Annotated in this window: 13 protein-coding genes; 7 read left to right on the forward strand and 6 right to left on the reverse strand. The window is 58.4% G+C overall.

The features are described from left to right. Nucleotides 1-21 precede the first annotated feature (21 nt). From C2E25_RS09450 to C2E25_RS09460, 3 genes are all read left to right on the forward strand, one after another. Complete coding sequence (locus tag C2E25_RS09450; protein ID WP_103115506.1) at nucleotides 22-822, forward strand: class I SAM-dependent methyltransferase; 801 nt, start codon at nucleotides 22-24, stop codon at nucleotides 820-822. A gap of 419 nt (nucleotides 823-1,241) precedes the next feature. After that, the gene (locus C2E25_RS09455) at nucleotides 1,242-3,191 is read left to right on the forward strand and encodes a hypothetical protein (protein ID WP_146032937.1); all 1,950 of its coding nucleotides are present in this window, start codon (nucleotides 1,242-1,244) and stop codon (nucleotides 3,189-3,191) included. A gap of 31 nt (nucleotides 3,192-3,222) precedes the next feature. After that, nucleotides 3,223-4,497: an OmpP1/FadL family transporter gene (locus C2E25_RS09460; protein ID WP_103115508.1), complete on the forward strand. Its 1,275-nt coding sequence runs from the start codon at nucleotides 3,223-3,225 to the stop codon at nucleotides 4,495-4,497. Between the two features lie 82 nt (nucleotides 4,498-4,579). On the opposite strand, the gene hcp is transcribed toward C2E25_RS09460, so the two are convergent. Then, nucleotides 4,580-6,211 (reverse strand): hydroxylamine reductase, encoded by a 1,632-nt coding sequence (gene hcp / locus C2E25_RS09465; RefSeq protein WP_103115509.1) that lies wholly within the window; start codon nucleotides 6,209-6,211, stop codon nucleotides 4,580-4,582. Nucleotides 6,212-6,418: 207 nt separating this feature from the next. On the opposite strand from hcp, the gene C2E25_RS09470 reads away from it, so the two are divergent. From C2E25_RS09470 to C2E25_RS09485, 4 genes are all read left to right on the forward strand, one after another. After that, nucleotides 6,419-6,928, forward strand: coding sequence for an EVE domain-containing protein (locus C2E25_RS09470; RefSeq protein ID WP_332882162.1), 510 nt, complete (start codon nucleotides 6,419-6,421; stop codon nucleotides 6,926-6,928). Then, nucleotides 6,925-9,351, forward strand: coding sequence for an AsmA family protein (locus tag C2E25_RS09475; RefSeq protein ID WP_103115510.1), 2,427 nt, complete (start codon nucleotides 6,925-6,927; stop codon nucleotides 9,349-9,351). Before C2E25_RS09470 ends, C2E25_RS09475 begins: the two co-directional genes overlap by 4 nt. Nucleotides 9,352-9,477: 126 nt before the next feature. After that, on the forward strand, nucleotides 9,478-9,819 hold the full coding sequence (locus C2E25_RS09480) for a PilZ domain-containing protein (protein ID WP_103115511.1): 342 nt from the start codon (nucleotides 9,478-9,480) through the stop codon (nucleotides 9,817-9,819). A gap of 160 nt (nucleotides 9,820-9,979) precedes the next feature. Next, on the forward strand, nucleotides 9,980-10,657 hold the full coding sequence (locus C2E25_RS09485; protein ID WP_103115512.1) for a response regulator: 678 nt from the start codon (nucleotides 9,980-9,982) through the stop codon (nucleotides 10,655-10,657). A gap of 17 nt (nucleotides 10,658-10,674) precedes the next feature. On the opposite strand, the gene C2E25_RS09490 is transcribed toward C2E25_RS09485, so the two are convergent. The 5 genes from C2E25_RS09490 to tmk form a co-directional block, all read right to left on the reverse strand. Beyond that, the gene (locus C2E25_RS09490; RefSeq protein ID WP_103115513.1) at nucleotides 10,675-12,057 is read right to left on the reverse strand and encodes a TatD family hydrolase; all 1,383 of its coding nucleotides are present in this window, start codon (nucleotides 12,055-12,057) and stop codon (nucleotides 10,675-10,677) included. Nucleotides 12,058-12,139: 82 nt separating this feature from the next. Further along, on the reverse strand, nucleotides 12,140-13,675 hold the full coding sequence (metG, locus tag C2E25_RS09495) for a methionine--tRNA ligase (RefSeq protein WP_103115514.1): 1,536 nt from the start codon (nucleotides 13,673-13,675) through the stop codon (nucleotides 12,140-12,142). A gap of 11 nt (nucleotides 13,676-13,686) precedes the next feature. Next, nucleotides 13,687-14,862: a PSP1 domain-containing protein gene (ricT, locus tag C2E25_RS09500; RefSeq protein WP_233189387.1), complete on the reverse strand. Its 1,176-nt coding sequence runs from the start codon at nucleotides 14,860-14,862 to the stop codon at nucleotides 13,687-13,689. Nucleotides 14,863-14,910: 48 nt separating this feature from the next. Beyond that, on the reverse strand, nucleotides 14,911-15,882 hold the full coding sequence (gene holB, locus C2E25_RS09505) for a DNA polymerase III subunit delta' (RefSeq protein WP_103115515.1): 972 nt from the start codon (nucleotides 15,880-15,882) through the stop codon (nucleotides 14,911-14,913). Further along, nucleotides 15,879-16,532 (reverse strand): dTMP kinase, encoded by a 654-nt coding sequence (tmk, locus tag C2E25_RS09510; RefSeq protein ID WP_103115516.1) that lies wholly within the window; start codon nucleotides 16,530-16,532, stop codon nucleotides 15,879-15,881. The genes holB and tmk overlap by 4 nt, the downstream gene beginning before the upstream one ends. Between the last annotated feature and the right edge of the window lie 114 nt (nucleotides 16,533-16,646).

The raw sequence follows: 16,646 nt of genomic DNA on the forward strand, positions 1-16,646 counted from the left end.
ATTGATAAAGGATGACGACCGATGAATTATCTTATGGAACACCCGGAAGAAGCCGCTCGCCTGGCAAAAAAAACCCGCTCGGAGCAGGTTGTTCGCCAGGCGGCCTGGGCCGGAATAAAGCCGGGGATGCGCGTGCTTGACGTCGGTTGCGGAGTTGGGAAAACCACTGCCGTGCTGAAGCAGGTCGTCGGTGAGTCCGGCCACGCCACCGGGCTGGATCTGTCACCTTCACGCCTGCAGGAGGCGGCTGCCTCCTTTGCTGCGCCCGGGCTGGAGTTTGTGCAGCATGACATTCGACAGCCCTATGTGTCCCCGGTGCAATTTGACGCGGTCTGGATAAGGTTTCTGCTGGAATACTTTCGTGAAGACCAGTTGATGGTCGTCCGCAACGCGGTCCACAGTCTCAAGCCGGGCGGGCTGCTGGTCATCGGCGACCTCGACAATAATTGCCTGCTCCATTACGGTCATTCGCAACGGATGGAAAATACCATCCAGGATGTGCTGCGCTGCCTGCAGGAGAACCATGATTTCGACCCCTACGCGGGACGCAGGCTGTTCGCCCACATGGTGGATCTCGGATTTGAGGCCATCGATGTGGCGGTTGAGGCCCATCATCTATTTTTTGGTGAACTGAACCCGGTGGACGGTGAGAACTGGTTGAGTAAAGTCGAAGTTGCGGTCAAGAATTCCGGCTGTCGTTTTGCCGAATATGACGGTGATTTCGAGGCCGCCCTGACCGAATTCAAAGAGCATCTGTTCAATCCGCGGCGGTTTATCTACACCCCCCTGATCATGGTTCGGGGAACGAAGCCCCTGAGCTGACCTCGATCAGAGCCCGCAGGGCCTGAATCGGTCTGCTTGTGCCCGTCGATGAGTGCGGGAGTCCGGCCAGGATGCGGGACCGGTTTTGCCGTTCGCGGTAATGAGCCCTCTGCTTCGGACTTGAATCAGTGGGCCCCTTGTTGGCGGATAGCACAAGTCATTGATCTGTCTGAGTTTCCCAGAAATCACCAGCGAACCTATGGGTGCGCTTCAGATTTTTGGAAACCTCATTCAGACCAAGCACTTGCACTTTTCATCCAACAGGAACTCACTGATTCAGGTCGAATATTATTCAATCCCGGTCATCGGCCGGGCCTGCTACCGTTAGGTAGGTTCTTATGACCATGGTTGCGGCTTCAGAAAATGTGTCCAGACAGGAGAACACCAGACCCGTTTCCCAGCGACAACTGGCTGACCGGGTGAACCGACTGAACTTCCTTGAGGAACTGATCCTGGTTCAGTTTTCACATCTCAAGTACGGGCAGATGGTGACCGTTACGGCTGCTCCGTTGCCATGTGACGGGACTGCCCTTGAGGCCAGCTGGCGCTCTGAACTGCCTGAGAACTGCTCGCAATATGTCATCTCCGGGATTATCCTGCCCGGTACACCGCGAGCCTTCGCTTTCGCGGTCGAGGATGCCCGCATTACAGCAGACGGGTTGGTTTGTCAGTTGCCGAAAAAGGGTCAGGCTCTGCCCAAGCGGCAATACTCCCGCATGCGTCCTTTGGCGGGGATCAAGGCCACCCTGTTTCAGCATGGGATCTGTTTTCAGGGAGTCCTGACCGATTTTTCCGCCCACGCGCTGTGTGTCGAGGTGGGGTTCGATACCCCCAACAGCCGCTACTGGATCATGCCCGACCAGGTCGTTCATCTCTCGCTGCAGAGCGACAAGGGGGTCATCTATTCCGGGGAGATGATGGTGATTCGCAGTGAGAACGGGGCCGACACCCTGTTGTTTGTCCTTGCCCCGGTCAACACGAATACCCCCAGGTTTCCAACCAAGAAGTATCGGGGGCATCGGGCCTGCCTGCTGCCGGAACCAAGTCTGGCCTTCCGACACCCGTTGACCGGGCGTTACCTTGAACTGAACGTGGCCGACCTGTCCGGCCTGGGGGTCTGTGTCGAAGAGGCACCGGAACGGTCGATGCTGATCGCCGGCATGATTCTTCCGGAGATGTGCATCAAGTTGGGAGCCGGTTTCGAAATCCCCTGTCGCGGCCAGGTTGTCTACCGGAATGAGTCGGAGGACGGGGCCGGGGGGGCGCGGTGCGGCCTGACCCTGCTCGATATCGAAATTCAGGACCACCTGCTTCTGCTTTCGCTGTTGCAGCGGGCCCGCAACAGGCATTCTTATCTGAATCCCTCGGTCGATATCGAATCTCTCTGGGAGTTTTTTTTCGAAACCGGCTTTATTTATCCCTCCAAATACCTGTTGCTGGCCAAGCGTAAAGCAGGATTCCAGGAAACCTTCCGTAAGACCTACCTGGAGCAGACACCGATCGCCCGCCACTTCACTTTCCAGGTTGAAGGACAGATCGAGGCGCACCTTTCGGCCATCCGTCTCTATGAACAGACCTGGTTCCAGCAGCATCACGCGGCTCGGCGGTCCGGTAAACACGCTATCGGCTTCGAAGTTATTCAGCAGCTGGCTGAATATTTCTACAACGCCTGCTTCCTCAGCCGGGACAAGATCGGTTATGTCGCCGGCGTCTATCGGCCGGAAAATCGTTTCCCACGCAAATATTACCGGGCGATCGTCAGCCAGCTGAAAAACAAGAAAGCCGCCAGCCTGGACGCATTTGCCTATTTCAAAACCATTCCCGAGATTGCAGATCAATGGGCTTGGGCCAAGGTTCCGCCTGACTGGCACGTGGCCCGTACCACCAGGGGCGACCTGGACGAACTGGCGGGTTTTTACGAGCAGATTTCAGGCGGCTGCATGATCGACGCGTTGGACCTGCAGTCGAAGATGATCGGCCGGACGGTGCTTGAGAAGGAATATCGGAACCTCGGCATGATTCGTCGTCGGCATCTTTATTCCATCAAGCGGGGCAGGGAACTGATGGCCGTGGTTGAACTGCATCAATCGGATACCGGCCTTTCTCTCTCCCGGATGGATAGGGTGATCTTCTGTTTTGTCCTCGGAGAGGATCTGCCCCCGGGGTTGCTGACGACCTTGGTCAGGGGGTTTGCCGATAAACTGGGATTGGATCACCCGCCGATGATGGTTTATCCCCGGGATTATGCCGACCGGCACGAACTTGAGGTTGACAAAACCTATGAAATGATGATTTTGAATGTTTATCACGGTGAAGAATATATGCAATTTCTCGATGATTTTATTGCGGCTCACAGTTCCGTCCGGTGATGAAGGACTGACTGAAACGGGGAGACATTCAATGAAAAAGGTTTATCTGCTGTTGATTCTGCTGTTTGGAAACGCCGGGGATCTGCAGGCCTCGGGGTTCGGTGTTTTTACCCAGGGGGCTGCGGGGCTGGGACAGGGAAATGCCGTTGTCGCGCATTCGCCGGGTCCTTCGAGTCTTTATTTCAATCCCGCCCTGCTGACCGAGGTGTCCGGAACCCGGGTGGAGGCGGGGACAACCCTTGTCTATGCTGACCGGGATTTTACCAGCGACCTCACCGGAAATCGGGAATCGGGTGACGACGCGCTGCAGTTTCCCGGCACCTTCTACGCCACGCATCAGTTCGATGACCGCTGGAGCGCCGGCCTGGGCCTGTTTTTGCCGTTCGGTCTTGCGACCGAGTGGGATGAAAGCTGGGAGGGACGTTATATCGCCACCCGGTCCGACCTGTTCACCGTCAATATCAATCCGGTTATTGCCTGCCGACTCAGTGACCGGGTTTCCATCGCTGCCGGACTCGATATTCTTTATCTTGATGCTGAACTGGAACGGCAGATCAATTCAACCGGGCTCGGCATTATCCTCAATCCTCCGGGCGGCTTCGGCCCCCTGACCGATGCCGGACAGCAGTTTTCCGGCGATGGCTGGGGTGTCGGCTATAATATCGGCCTGCTTGTCAGGGTGAGCGACCGGGTGAATTTCGGCGCGACCTTCCGCAGCCATATCGATGTCGATGTCGATGGTGATCTCAACTTTTCAATTCCTCCCGACGCGGCGGTTCTGGCCTCGGCCCTGACCGATACCAAGGGACATGCGGATGTCCGTCTGCCCCGCCAGGCGACTTTCGGTCTGGCCTGGGAGGCGAGTGGACAGTTGACGCTGGAGGTCGGGGGACGCTGGGAAGACTGGAGTTCGACCGACGAGTTGCGGGTCAATCTCGACCAGCCGGTTCTGGGACAATCGAGCGATGTCATCCCGCGTGACTGGAATGATACCTGGGCCTTCAACATCGGCGCTGATTATCAGCTGAACGATGTGGTGGCTCTCAGGGCCGGTTATCTCTACAGTGACAATCCTGTGCCGGCGGCGACTTTCGACCCCTCCGTGCCCGATGCCGACGCGCAGCTGTTGACCCTTGGTGCCGGTTTTTCCCTGGATCACTGGACCCTGGATCTGGCCTATGGCTTCGAGTATCACCGCGGCCGCAACAAGAACAATTCGGTGGGGGCGGCAACCGGGTCCGCGGCCAATGGCAAGTACAGCACCGATCTGCACCTGGTCGCCGCCAGTCTTGCTTACCAGTTTTGAATGACGGATCTTGCAGGGTGGCAAAAAAAGCGGGACCGCCGATCGGCGGTCCCGCTTTTTTTGCATGTAAGCAGGCGGCTTGTCAGCCGAAAATCTGCTTCAGGTCTTCTTCCGGGGTGCTGATCGGGGCGATGTTGAAGTTCTCGACCAGGAAGTTCAGCACGTTGGGAGTGATGAACGCCGGCAGCGTGGGACCGAGCTTGATGTCTTTGATTCCCAGGTGCAGCAGGGTCAGCAGGATGGCGACCGCTTTCTGTTCATACCAGGAGAGGATGAAGGAGAGCGGCAGATCGTTGACCCCGCAGTCGAAGGCCTCCGCCAGGGCGACCGCGATCTGCACCGCCGAGTAGGCGTCGTTGCACTGGCCGATATCGAGCAGTCGCGGGATGCCGCCGATGTCGCCGAATTCCATCTTGTTGAAGCGGTATTTGCCGCAGGCCAGAGTCAGGATGACGGTGTCCTTGGGAGCTGCTTCCGCGAACTCGGTGTAGTAGTTGCGGCCCGGTTTAGCGCCGTCACAGCCGCCGACCAGGAAGAAATGCTTGATCGCGCCGGATTTGACCGCTTCGATCACCTTGTCGGCGACACCGAGTACGGCGTTGTGACCGAAACCGACGAGAATCTCCTGTCCCGGGTTGTCCTCAAAACCTTCGCAGGCCAGGGCACAGTCGATCACTTCGGAGAAATCCCAGCCTTCAACATGCTTGATGTCGGGGAACTGTACGCGTCCCCAGGTGAAGAGCCGGTCCTTGTAGTTGTCGGCCGGGCGCTGAATGCAGTTGGTGTTGAAGATGATCGCGCCGGGGAAGACCTGGAATTCCTTGTGCTGGTCCTGCCATGCACCGCCGAAGTTACCGGCCAGGTGGGCGTATTTTTTCAGTTCCGGGTAGCCGTGTGCCGGCAGCATTTCGCCATGGGTGTAGATGTTGATGCCCTTGCCTTCGGTTTGGATCAGCAGTTCCTCCAGGAAGCGCAGATCGTGACCGGAAACCAGGATCGCTTTGCCGGCCTTGGTGCCGAGCTGCACCGGGGTCGGTACCGGATGCCCGTAGCGGTCGGTGTGGGCCTTGTTGAGCAGTTCCATGGTGACCAGGTTGATGCGGCCGGTTTCCATGGCAATGCCGACGTAGTCCATCAGGCCGAGGCTGTCGTCAAGCAGCTGGGAGAGGGCCTTGTGGGTGAAGGCGTAGATTTCATCGCTCTCACGTTCGAGGATGATGGCATGATCGGCATAGGCGGCATAGCCCTTGATGCCGAACAGGATGGTGCTGCGCATCGACTGCACATCGGGATCGATGGTCGGGTCCTTGACGCCGTGCAGCTGGGCGAGGGCGAGTTGAGCGGCCCGGTCGGCGGGGAATTCCCAGGCCTGCGCAGCCGGCGGAACCTGACCGTTGTAGGCGCCGCCGTTGGCTTTTTCGAACAGAGCCTGGGCCTGGTTGCGGTACGCGACAGCTTCACTGACCACCTTGGCGACCGAGTCATCATCGAAATCGACATTGGTGACGGTGGTGAACAACGCCTCGATGACGAAGCGGTCGATAGCGGAATCTTTGGCCCCTTTTTCGCGGGCGAGGTTGGCCCAGAAGCTGATGCCCTTGACAGTGTAGACCAGCAGGTCCTGCAGATCGGAGGTGGTCGCCTGCTTGCCGCAGACACCGACTTTGTCGCATCCGGTTCCTTTGGCGGCGGTTTCACATTGGTAACAGAACATTGGTTTTCTCCTTTTGCGTGTTTTGGGGTTTGACCCGTCTAGTGCTATCGTATTTTTCCAGGATGTCAATTGTCCGGAACCATCGGCCGCTTCTGTACGCTATAATGATGTCCGTCCGATTGAACTGGAGTCACCTTAGCGCCGTTTTGTCCACCTCAACCTTGACGCAAATCAAAGTCACTGATTTTTTTGAGGAGGTTTTTCATTTTGACTGTTCCTGAACGCAACTACTGGCTGATGAAATCGGAACCCGGCTGTTATGGATTGCAGAACCTGAAGGATGAACCGGAGCAGATCACCTGTTGGGATGGGGTGCGCAACTACCAGGCCTGCAATCTGCTGCGGGATCGGATCCGGGTCGGCGACGGGGTTCTTTTCTATCACAGCAACATCAGTCAACCGGCCGTGGTCGGTCTGGCCGAGGTGGTTCGTGACGGCTATCCCGACCACACCGCGCTCGACCCGAACGTCGATCACTTCGATCCGAAGTCCAGTGTGGACAATCCTGTCTGGTACATGGTCGACATCCAGTACCGGGCGACGCTCCCACGGCCCCTGACCCGGGCCGACCTGGCCGGCCACCCCATCCTGTCCGGCATGGGGGTGCTGAAAAAAGGCAACCGTCTCTCGGTCCAGCTGGTCAGCGCCGCCGAGTGGCGGGCGATCCTTGATCTGAGCGATCTGTCCGATCCGCTGACAGGGGGACGACGCCCGTGAAACCTGCCGTCAAGATTATCGGCTGGGGGCTGGTTCTGCTCTGTCTGGGGGGGCTTGCGCTCTTTCTGCTGGCCCGGGTATTGATCACGCCGGAAAGGGTCAGGCAGGCGGTGGTACCGGTTGTGGAACGGGTGTTTGAACGCCCGGTCGAAATCGGGGTGGTCGATATCGACCTTTTCAGCGGCATCACTCTGGATAAGCTGGTGGTTCCGGACAAGGGGGGGGAACCATGGTTGCAGGTCGACCGGGTGGTGCTGCGGTACCGTTTCTGGGCCCTGTTGACCGGGCGGCTGATGATTGATCGGGTTCGCCTTGAACATCCGGTCGCCCGCCTGCAGCACACCACTGCCGGTGCTTGGGATTTTGCCGGTCTGCCGGCATCCGCTGAGCAGGATGCCGCCGTTGCTCCGCAAACATCGCCGGTTCCTGCCCCCGGCGACAGCCACAGGGATGACGGGTTGCCCTTCAAACTGCTGATACGGGCCATCGATGTGACCGACGGGCAGTTGGACGTGACTGACCGGCGGCTCAATCCCAGAGCGCCGTACCGGTTTGTGCTTCGGGATATCAATCTCCGGGCGCAGAATCTCTCCCTGGAAAAGCCCTTTCAGATTGCTGTCTCGCTGGAACTCAATGGCGGGCGGGTCGAACTGGACGGGTCACTTGATCCGCGCCGCCGCAAACATGATCTGCAACTGCGATTTACCGACTTCGACCTGGCACCGCTGGCTCCTTACGGCAAAGATCTGCTGCCGGGAATTTTCAGTCGCGCGCAACTTCAGGGGAAGCTCCTGTTTGCCGGTAACAGGAAAGATTTCAGTCTCGGTGGAGAGCTTCGCCTGCAGCAGGTTTATCTCGAACTTGATGCGTTGCGCAACCTGCCGATTCAGAATGCCGTCCTGGTCATTGCTCCCGATCTCAATGTCAACAGTACCACCGGGCTGATCACGTTCGGTCCGACCATGATCAGCTACAACGGCATCAGTGTCAGGATCCAGGGCAACCTGGATCATCTGGACAAGGTTCCGCGAGCCGAATTGCGGCTCAGTTGGCAGGACCAGGATATGCGGGATATTCTCAACGCACTTCCGGCCGGTCTGCTGCCGCAGTTGGGGCAACTTGATCCCGCCGGGAAAATATCCGGATCGCTGGGGTTGCGGGGACCGCTTGATGATCCGGCTTCGCTGCTGCAGGCGGGAGAACTGACGCTTGATGCTGTTCAGGCCAATCTCGGTCGTCTGCGGCCCGCCCTGAGCGGAACCCTGCAGTTGGTGGGACATGGCCTGGCGAGTCGGAAACTGCAGTTGCGGATCGGCGATGAAACCGCTCTGCTGCAACTGGCGATCAAGGATGTCACGCAAAAACCGTTGCAGCTGCAGAGCCGGTTTTCAGCTGAGTCCTTCAATTTCGACAAGGTTTTTCCCGCGACATCGCCGCCGGAAGATACGACCGCTTCCGGGGATGGCGGGGCGGGTGCGGTTGTGCCTGTCGACAAGGGGACGCGCCCGGTTGTGTCCGGCAGCGATGAAGAACCCGGACCAATTGAAATCCCCCTGGAGGCGGATGGTTCGGTGGCTGTTGCGGCCGGGGTGGTTTCCGGTCTTGAAATAAAAAATCTGCAGATGGACTATCATCTTGCTGACAACCGGCTGCAGATACGCCGGCTGAGCGCGGATTTGGCCGACGGGGGGATCAACAGCAACGGAGAGATCGACCTGGGTAAAAAGGGTTTTACCTATCGAACTGACCTGCAACTGCAGAACGTGGCGGTCGCGCCTTTGCTGCAGGCCCTGCTGCCGGACATGGCGGGCAGTCTCAGCGGTCGATTGTCACTGCAGGGTACCCTCTCGGGGACGGGCGTGACCCGGGCTTCTTTAAGGCGAAAACTGCAGGGACAGGGGAAGGTGTCTCTGCAGGACGGGGTGGCCGACGGGACCAAGTTGAGCCGTGGCCTGGTGGCGTTGCTGGGGCTGGATCAACTGCGAAAAATCGAGATGCATCAGGCCGACGGGACGTTCAAAATCGTCGCTGGAAAGGCCCTTGTCAAAGGGGTGATCGCCGGTCGTGACCTGCGCATGGCGCCGGAGGGGAGCATCCGGTTCGGCGGCAGGTTCGACCTGGCGTTGCCGACCAGCCTCGCTCCCGCGGTCGCGGCGAAGCTTGATCGTCGCGGGCTTTTCAGCCGGCTGGTCAAGGATGAACAGGGGTGGACCCTGCTGCCGCTGAAAGTTGAAGGGACTTTTGATGACCCGAAGGTGGGGCTCGACAGTCGCAGGTTGGGCCGGATGGCCGAGAAACAACTGATACGCAAACTGGAAAAAAAACTGCAGAAAAAAACCGATTCATCCGATTCTCCGACGGGGGGTGAATCCCTGCCGGAAAAATTGCTCAAAGATACGTTGCGCGGTTTGCTCGGAGAGTGATGGTTCGGGATGGTCTGTCGGGAAGGCGGCGGCACGGTTGTTTTGACAAAAAGGTTTTTTTTCATTATAAACAGCTGAATTTATGAATTCACTGATTCAGGAAATTGATGGTCAAGGAGGGGTCGTTTGGCAGAGAATCGTATTCAGCCTCGTCACCGTAAACGGATCCAGGTGAAGTACGGGGTGGAAGCGCCCTCCCGGGTCGGCTTCACCGAAGACATTTCCGACGAAGGTTTCTTCATCAAGTCCGCCATCGTCCTGCGTCCCGGGACGATCCTGCAGGTTGAACTGAGAACTCCCGACGGAGAAATCATCCGGCTCGAAGGCCGCATTCGCTGGGCGAAAAAAGTTCCGCCGAATCTTCTGCACCGGGTCAAGGGTGGCATGGGCATCAAGATCCGGCGGTTCAATTCCGGCCAGGATGCCTATCGGCGCTTCTGTGTCGAATTGCACAAGCGCTATGCTTGATGGCGTCGCAAAAACCATTTTTGCTTTCTTGGGAAAGCATCTTGCCTGATGGTTTCGTACGAAAGCAAAAGAGCACTTCCGGAAGCGCAGGTGCCAATTGAGCAGAACATGGTAAACTTTCTTCAAAGTTACTCTTGCAACCGGAGAACTGAAAGTGGCCATGGCAAAACTCAAAATCCTCGTTGCCGACGACCATAGTGTGGTTCGGGAAGGAATCCGCCGGTTGCTGGAAAGCGAGGCGGATATCGAGGTTGTCGCCGAAGCGGAAGACGGCCTTGATGCCCTGGAAAAACAGTCACGGCATCAACCCGATCTCGTCATCCTCGACCTCAAGATGCCCCGGTTGAACGGGACCGAGGTGACCAGGCAGCTCTGTGCCACGTCCAATCCTCCCCGGGTGCTGATCCTCTCCGGTTTTTATTGTGAAGATTCCCTGCGGGCGGTCCTCGACGCCGGCGCGCGTGGCTATCTGCTCAAGGGGGGCGGGGCCAAAGACCTGCTGCCGGCGGTCAGGGCGGTTGCCGCCGGTCGTTATTTCTTCAGCCGGCAGTTGCAGTTCGATGTGGTCGGCGCCTACCTGGACAAATCTTTCCGGGCGGAAAAGTCCTCCGGTATTCAGCAGCTCAGTGACCGCGAACGGCAGGTTTTTTTACTGATCGTCGAAGGATACAATACCGGCAGGATCGCTGAAATGCTGAGCATTAGTCCCAAAACCGCCGAAAAACACCGCGCGTCAATTATCCGCAAACTTGGCGTCAATACCCCGGTCGACATGGTTCGCTACGCCATCCGCCATGGTGTTATCCAGGCCGAAAGCTGGGGGCGCAGACAGGCCTGACCTGTTTTTGTCCGTGATCAGCCCACCTCGTTGTAATCCCGTTTACGAAAATCGACTCCCAGTTCAGCAGCAATTTGTTCGCAGGCGGTGATGTCGATCCCCGGCAGGGTGACCGCGGTGGCGACCACTTCGGGGATGCTGGCGGCCGCCAGGCGGAGAAACTCCTTGACCGCTTGGAAGCCCTGTTCACCGAACTTCGATTGACACCACTGCTGGTAAGTCGCGGCATCGGCCGCGTTGAGTGATACCGAGAGGGTATCGACCAGCCCTGCCAGTTCCGGCAGGATATTGCGGCCATGGACCAGGTTGGCCTGACCGTCGGTGTTGATGCGAACCTGGACTCCATTCTCTTTCAGCCAGGTGGCAACGGCGCGGACCAGGTCAAGACGCAGCAGTGGTTCTCCGTAACCGCAGAAAACCACTTCCCTGAAGCGGGATGGGTCGCCGATGGCGGCGATCACCTCGGCGGCGTCCGGTTCATGATCGAGCTTCAGCTGGTGTCCCTTAACGTTGAAGTCCTTGAACTTGGCGCAGAATCGACAACGGTTGGTGCATCGATTGGTGATGTTCAGATAGAGGGAGTCACGGATCTGGTAGGCAATTTTGCTGCTCTGGTCGATTTCGCCGATGCCGAACAGCCGATGGGCGTTAAGCCGCGTGATGCGTGACAGATCCTCCAGGCTGATCCCCTTGAGTTCAGCGACTTTTTCAGCCGTCATCCGGACATGGGCCGGCTCGTTGCGCCGACCGCGAAATTTCTGCGGCGCGAGGTAGGGACAATCGGTCTCGACCAGCAGGTGTTCGGTGGGAATGGTTTTGACCACCGCGCGCAGGGCTTCGTTGCGCGGGTAGGTGACCGGCCCGGCAAAGGAGATAAAAAAACCGAGGTCGAGACAGGCGCGGGCCAACTCGGCGTCACCGCTGAAACAGTGCAGAACTCCGCGGAGTTTATTCCCCCCGGCCTGCCGCAGCAGGGCAAGGACATCCTCGTGGGCGTCACGGTCATGGATGATGACCGGCAGTTCGAGTTCGCGGGCCAGGTCGAGCTGCTGGAGAAAAGCCTGTCGCTGAACATCCCGGGGCGAATGGTCACGATAGTAGTCGAGACCGATTTCTCCAATGGCCACCACCTTCTCTTGTCCCGCCAGCTTCCGCAGCTCCGCCATGCTCTGGTCGTTTACGCCGGTCGCGTCATGCGGGTGAAAGCCGACGGCGGCATAAATGAAATCATGCGCCGCCGCCAGTTCACAGCTTTTCCTGGAACTTTCGAGATCACAGCCGATGGTGATGATCTGGCTGATGGCAGCTTCTTCGGCCCGCAGCAGGACCTGGTCGAGATCATCGCCGAACTGGCTGCTGTCGAGGTGGGCGTGGGTATCGATAAGGGGGACAAGCGCCATTTTCAACTCCCGTGTCAAACCGAATGGGGCGCTTGAAAAAGCGCCCCGAATTGCGGTTGATCTATGTGCAGCAACCTGGATTCTACGCGATTTCAACCCGCGGGAACAGGGGCGGGGCCTTGGCGATAGCCGTTCCGGTCGTGAGTCCGCCCCAGCCGTCCCGGCCGACCAGGCTGGTCTGTTGTGGATCACATCCCAGGGTGGCGAGAATGGTTTCCGCGGATTGCGGCATGAAGGGGGCAACCAGCAGGGCGATCAGGCGCTGCAGTTCCATCAGGTTGTACATGACGGTAGCGAGACGCGGTTGCAATGCGGGGTCCTTGGCCAGGGTCCAGGGAGCAGTGTCGTCGATATACTTGTTGCCGGCGGCGATCAGGCCCCAGATGGAAATCAGTGCCTTGTTGAAGGCCAGAGCGTTCATCTGCTCATCGACCTGGGCGATGGTCTGCGGCACCAGTTTCTCGATCAGTCGGCGATCGATCTCTTCAAGTTCCCCGGCAGCCGGCAGGACGCCGGTGAAATATTTGTGGACCATGGAGCTGGTGCGGCTGAGCAGGTTGCCGAGGTCGTTGGCAAGGTCGGAATTGATGCGATGAACCAGCGCCGAGTGGGAGAAATCTCCGTCGAGGCCGAAGGGGACCTCGCGCAGCAGGAAGTAGCGAATGGCATCGACCCCGTATTTGTCGATCAGCATGTTCGGCTCGACGACGTTGCGCAGGCTCTTGCTCATTTTCTGCCCTTCGACGGTCCACCAGCCGTGGGCGAAGACCTTCTTCGGCAGCGGCAGCCCCGCCGCCAGCAGGAAGGTCGGCCAGTAGACGGTATGAAAACGCAGGATATCCTTGCCGATCACCTGCACGTCGGCCGGCCAGAATTTCTCCACCTTGCCATCCTCGTCCTGCGGGTAGCCGAGGGCGGTGATGTAGTTGGAGAGGGCATCGAACCAGACATAGATAACATGCTTGTCATTGCCGGGAACCGGGATCCCCCAACTGAAAGTGGTCCGGGAAATCGAAAGATCGCGCAGGCCTTCCTTGACGAAGTTGAGAATTTCGTTGCGGCGGCTGCGCGGTTGGATGAAATCGGGATTCTGCTCGATATGTTCCAGCAACTGCTGCTGGTACTTGCTCATACGAAAGAAATAGGATTCCTCCTTGAGCTTGTCGGTCGGTCGGCCGCAATCGGGACAGTTGCCGTCCATCAGCTGGGTTTCGGTCCAGAAGGTTTCGCAGGGGGTGCAGTACCAGTCCTCGTACTCCCCGAGGTAGATGTCACCTTTGGCCTCAATCCGTTCGAACAGCCGGCGCACGCCTTCCTTGTGCCGTTCCTGGGTGGTGCGGATGAAATCGGTGTTGGCGATGTTCAGCTTTTCCCACAGCCCCTGGAACCGCTGCATGACCCGATCAGCCAGCTCCAGCGGGGTCTCTCCCTGGGTCAGGGCCGCCTTCTCAACTTTCTGGCCATGTTCGTCAGTGCCGGTGAGAAAGAAAACCTGGTAACCGCGGGCGCGTTTGTAGCGGGCCAGCACATCGCAGGCCAGAGTGGTGTAGGCGTGTCCGATATGCGGCACGTCATTGACATAGTAAATGGGGGTCGTGATGTAAAAACTTTTCGACATGAATCGGCTCCCTATTCCGTCGTCTGCGGTTTACGCCGCCTGCGCCGCCGCCGGCGTTTGGGCTTGCCGTCGCCCGGTTGCGGCTGCTGCTGCGGTTTTTGTGGTTGGTTGCGTTGCGGCTGATTTCTGTCCTGCGGTCTGCCCTGTTGCCGATCGCCCGTTGTTTTTTGTTTGTCCCGGGGTTTTTCCCGCTTCTGTTGCTGTTCCTGTTTGTTGTCTCCGCTCGATTTCGCTTGGCGACGGTCTCCGTCGCCGCGGCCGCTTCGGCGTTTATCACCGCCGCGCCGTTCACGCCGGTCCTGACGTCCCGCCGTATCCCGATCCGGTCGGGACTGTCGGGACTCACCCTGGGCCGCCCCGGTCAGCTCTTCGATTTCCCCGGAGGCGAGCTGCTCTCCGGTGACCTTGATTTTTTTTCCGTCTCCGGTGCCGAGCAGGACTTCCCGGGAGAGGACATTGACATCCAGAACCTGAACCTTGCAGCCGCAGACCTCGATCTTTTTCCCGCATTTCGGCAGCCCCTTGCGTAACTTGCAGTAGGTTTCAAATTCGTAGCTGAGACAGCAGAGCAGGCGGCCGCACTGGCCTGATATCTTGTTCGGATTCAGCGCCAGCCCCTGTTCCTTGGCCATCTTGACCGAAACCGGGGTGAAGTCGGTCAAAAAGGTGCAGCAACAGAGTTCCCTGCCGCAGACACCAAGGCCGCCGACCAGTTTGGCTTCATCACGAACGCCGATCTGGCGCATTTCAATCCGGGTATGAAAGTGGTGTGCCAGATCCTTGACCAGTTCGCGAAAATCGACCCGCCCGTCGGCGGTGAAAAAGAAAATGATCTTGGAACCGTCAAACAGGTATTCCGCCTTGACCAGCTTCATTTCCATGCGCCGTTGAATGATACGCTGCTGGCAGAATTTGAGCGCTTCCTGTTCGCGGGTGGAATTGACCGCGGCCAGTTTGAGATCCTCCTCGGTCGCCAGGCGAACCACGCTTTTCAACTCCCGGGGACAATCGTCCTCGCTCCGCTCTTCGACCGCCGCCACAACTGTTCCCAGGGCGCGCCCGCGGTCTGTTTCGACAACCACCCGCTGACCGACTTCGAGGTCGAAATCCTGGGCGTTGAAATGGTAGCGTTTTCCGGCGTCGCGGAATTTTATCGTTACGATATGCATACGTCGTTTGTCTTCCATTGAATGTTGATGCTTTCACAGAAGAAGGGCATCGAGGTGGCCATGTGGTCAGGATGGCGCCAGTCGCTGCAGCAGAACTTCCATCGCCAGTTGCCGGTTCACATTGCGTTCCAGCCTGAGACGCGTTGCCGCCAGTGCGTCCAGCTTCAACAGCAGGCTTTCTTCAGTTTCCAACCGGGCGACACGTTCAATTTTTTCACGCAAGTCAAGGTTGACCCACTCGTTTTCCGGGCGGCCATGTTTGTGCAGCAGCAGATCCCGAAAAAAAGTTTGAAAGATCCCCAGTATTTCCTGCAACTGTTCCTTCTGTCCGGCCAGTTTCTCCGCGAACTCGAAACGCGGCAGGACCGCCCCGCCGGTGAGTGCCGTCAACTCGCGCAGCAGTTCCCGACGCTGTTCCAGGTAAAGCCGGCGATCTTTGCCGAAAGCTTTTTTAAAGCTTCCTTCGGCCAGGGCGGAGAGGACATGGCTTTCCGCGTCCCCGATGCCGAGCTGCTGCTGCAGAACCTGTTGCAGCACGTCCCGTTGCAGGCGCCTGAAGGGCAGCCGCTGACAGCGGGAACGGATGGTGCTGAGCAGGCGGTCCGGATGGGCCGACAGAAGGATGATCAGCGCGTCTCCGGGGGGCTCTTCCAGAGTTTTGAGCAACGCGTTGCCGGCTGCCGGGTTGAGATACTCGGCGCCATTGATCAGGCAGATTTTCTTCTTCGCTTCCAGCGGCCGCAGCGACAGGCTTTGCTGCAGCTCGCGTACCTGGTCTATTTTGATGCTGGTCCCTTCAACTTCGAGCAGATGCAGGTCCGGATGGTTGTGATGGTCGACCTTGCGGCAGGCGACGCAATCCCCGCATCCGGTTCCCCGGCTGCAGAAGACGGCCCTGGCCACGCCCAGCGCCATCAGGCGTTTGCCGATACCTTCCGGTCCTTCAAACAGGTAGGCATGGGCCAGCCGGTCGGATGCCAGCGCCCGGCGCAGGATTTCCTTCTGGCTCTGATGACCAAGAATCTGTTCAAAAGTCATGGTCGATCAGGAGCCGGCAGCGGCAATCGTCGGTTGAGGGCTTGTCGCAATCTCATCTGAACTTCCTCGATGCTGCCACGGGCATCAATAACCGATATCGATTTATCTTCGGCGGCGAGTTGAAGATAACCATCGCGAACCCGGTTGTGAAAATCCTCCTCCTCGGCTTCGAAACGTCCCTCGTTTTCTCCCTTGTTCCCCTGGTTTCGCTGCCGGGCCCGGGCGACGCCGGCGGTTGTCGGGTAGTCGAGCAACAGGGTGAGGTCAGGGCGCGCAGTCCCCACGGCCAGCTTGTTCATGGTCCTGATCAGGTCAAGATCAAGCCCTCGGCCGTAGCCCTGATAAGCCAGGGTGGCCGCGGTATAGCGGTCACAGATGACGATCTGCCCCCGGGTCAGGGCGGGGCGGATGACCTCGGCTACGTGCTGGGCGCGGGCCGCCGCGTAGAGCAGCAGTTCCGCGTCGGCCGCCATCCCCTGGTGGGCGGGATCAAGCAGGATGGCCCGTATCCGGTCGGCGATGAGACAGCCTCCCGGTTCACGGGTTCTGAGGACCTCGTAGCCGTTTGTTTCCAGCCAGATGGACAGCAGTTCGGCCTGTGTGGTTTTGCCGGAGCCTTCGCCCCCTTCGAGTGTGATGAAAAACGCCATGAATTCACTTGATTGAGGTATGACTCCTGAAAGAGAAGCATTATAGAGAACCGCTCCTGAAAGAATCAAGAGATTTCACCCGTGGTGATTGCTTCGAGAAGGCAAAACAGCTAT

Origin of the sequence: Geothermobacter hydrogeniphilus (genome assembly GCF_002898515.1) — a bacterium.
Lineage (GTDB): Bacteria > Desulfobacterota > Desulfuromonadia > Desulfuromonadales > Geothermobacteraceae > Geothermobacter_A.

Excerpts from the sequence above, each read along its gene's own strand:
- C2E25_RS09450 (WP_103115506.1), top strand. The coding sequence starts at position 22 with ATGAATTATCTTATGGAACACCCGGAAGAAGCCGCTCGCCTGGCAAAA.
- ricT (WP_233189387.1), bottom strand. The coding sequence starts at position 14,862 with ATGGAAGACAAACGACGTATGCATATCGTAACGATAAAATTCCGCGAC.
- C2E25_RS09460 (WP_103115508.1), top strand. The coding sequence starts at position 3,223 with ATGAAAAAGGTTTATCTGCTGTTGATTCTGCTGTTTGGAAACGCCGGG.
- tmk (WP_103115516.1), bottom strand. The coding sequence starts at position 16,532 with ATGGCGTTTTTCATCACACTCGAAGGGGGCGAAGGCTCCGGCAAAACC.
- metG (WP_103115514.1), bottom strand. The coding sequence starts at position 13,675 with ATGTCGAAAAGTTTTTACATCACGACCCCCATTTACTATGTCAATGAC.
- C2E25_RS09485 (WP_103115512.1), top strand. The coding sequence starts at position 9,980 with ATGGCAAAACTCAAAATCCTCGTTGCCGACGACCATAGTGTGGTTCGG.
- C2E25_RS09490 (WP_103115513.1), bottom strand. The coding sequence starts at position 12,057 with ATGGCGCTTGTCCCCCTTATCGATACCCACGCCCACCTCGACAGCAGC.
- holB (WP_103115515.1), bottom strand. The coding sequence starts at position 15,882 with ATGACTTTTGAACAGATTCTTGGTCATCAGAGCCAGAAGGAAATCCTG.
- hcp (WP_103115509.1), bottom strand. The coding sequence starts at position 6,211 with ATGTTCTGTTACCAATGTGAAACCGCCGCCAAAGGAACCGGATGCGAC.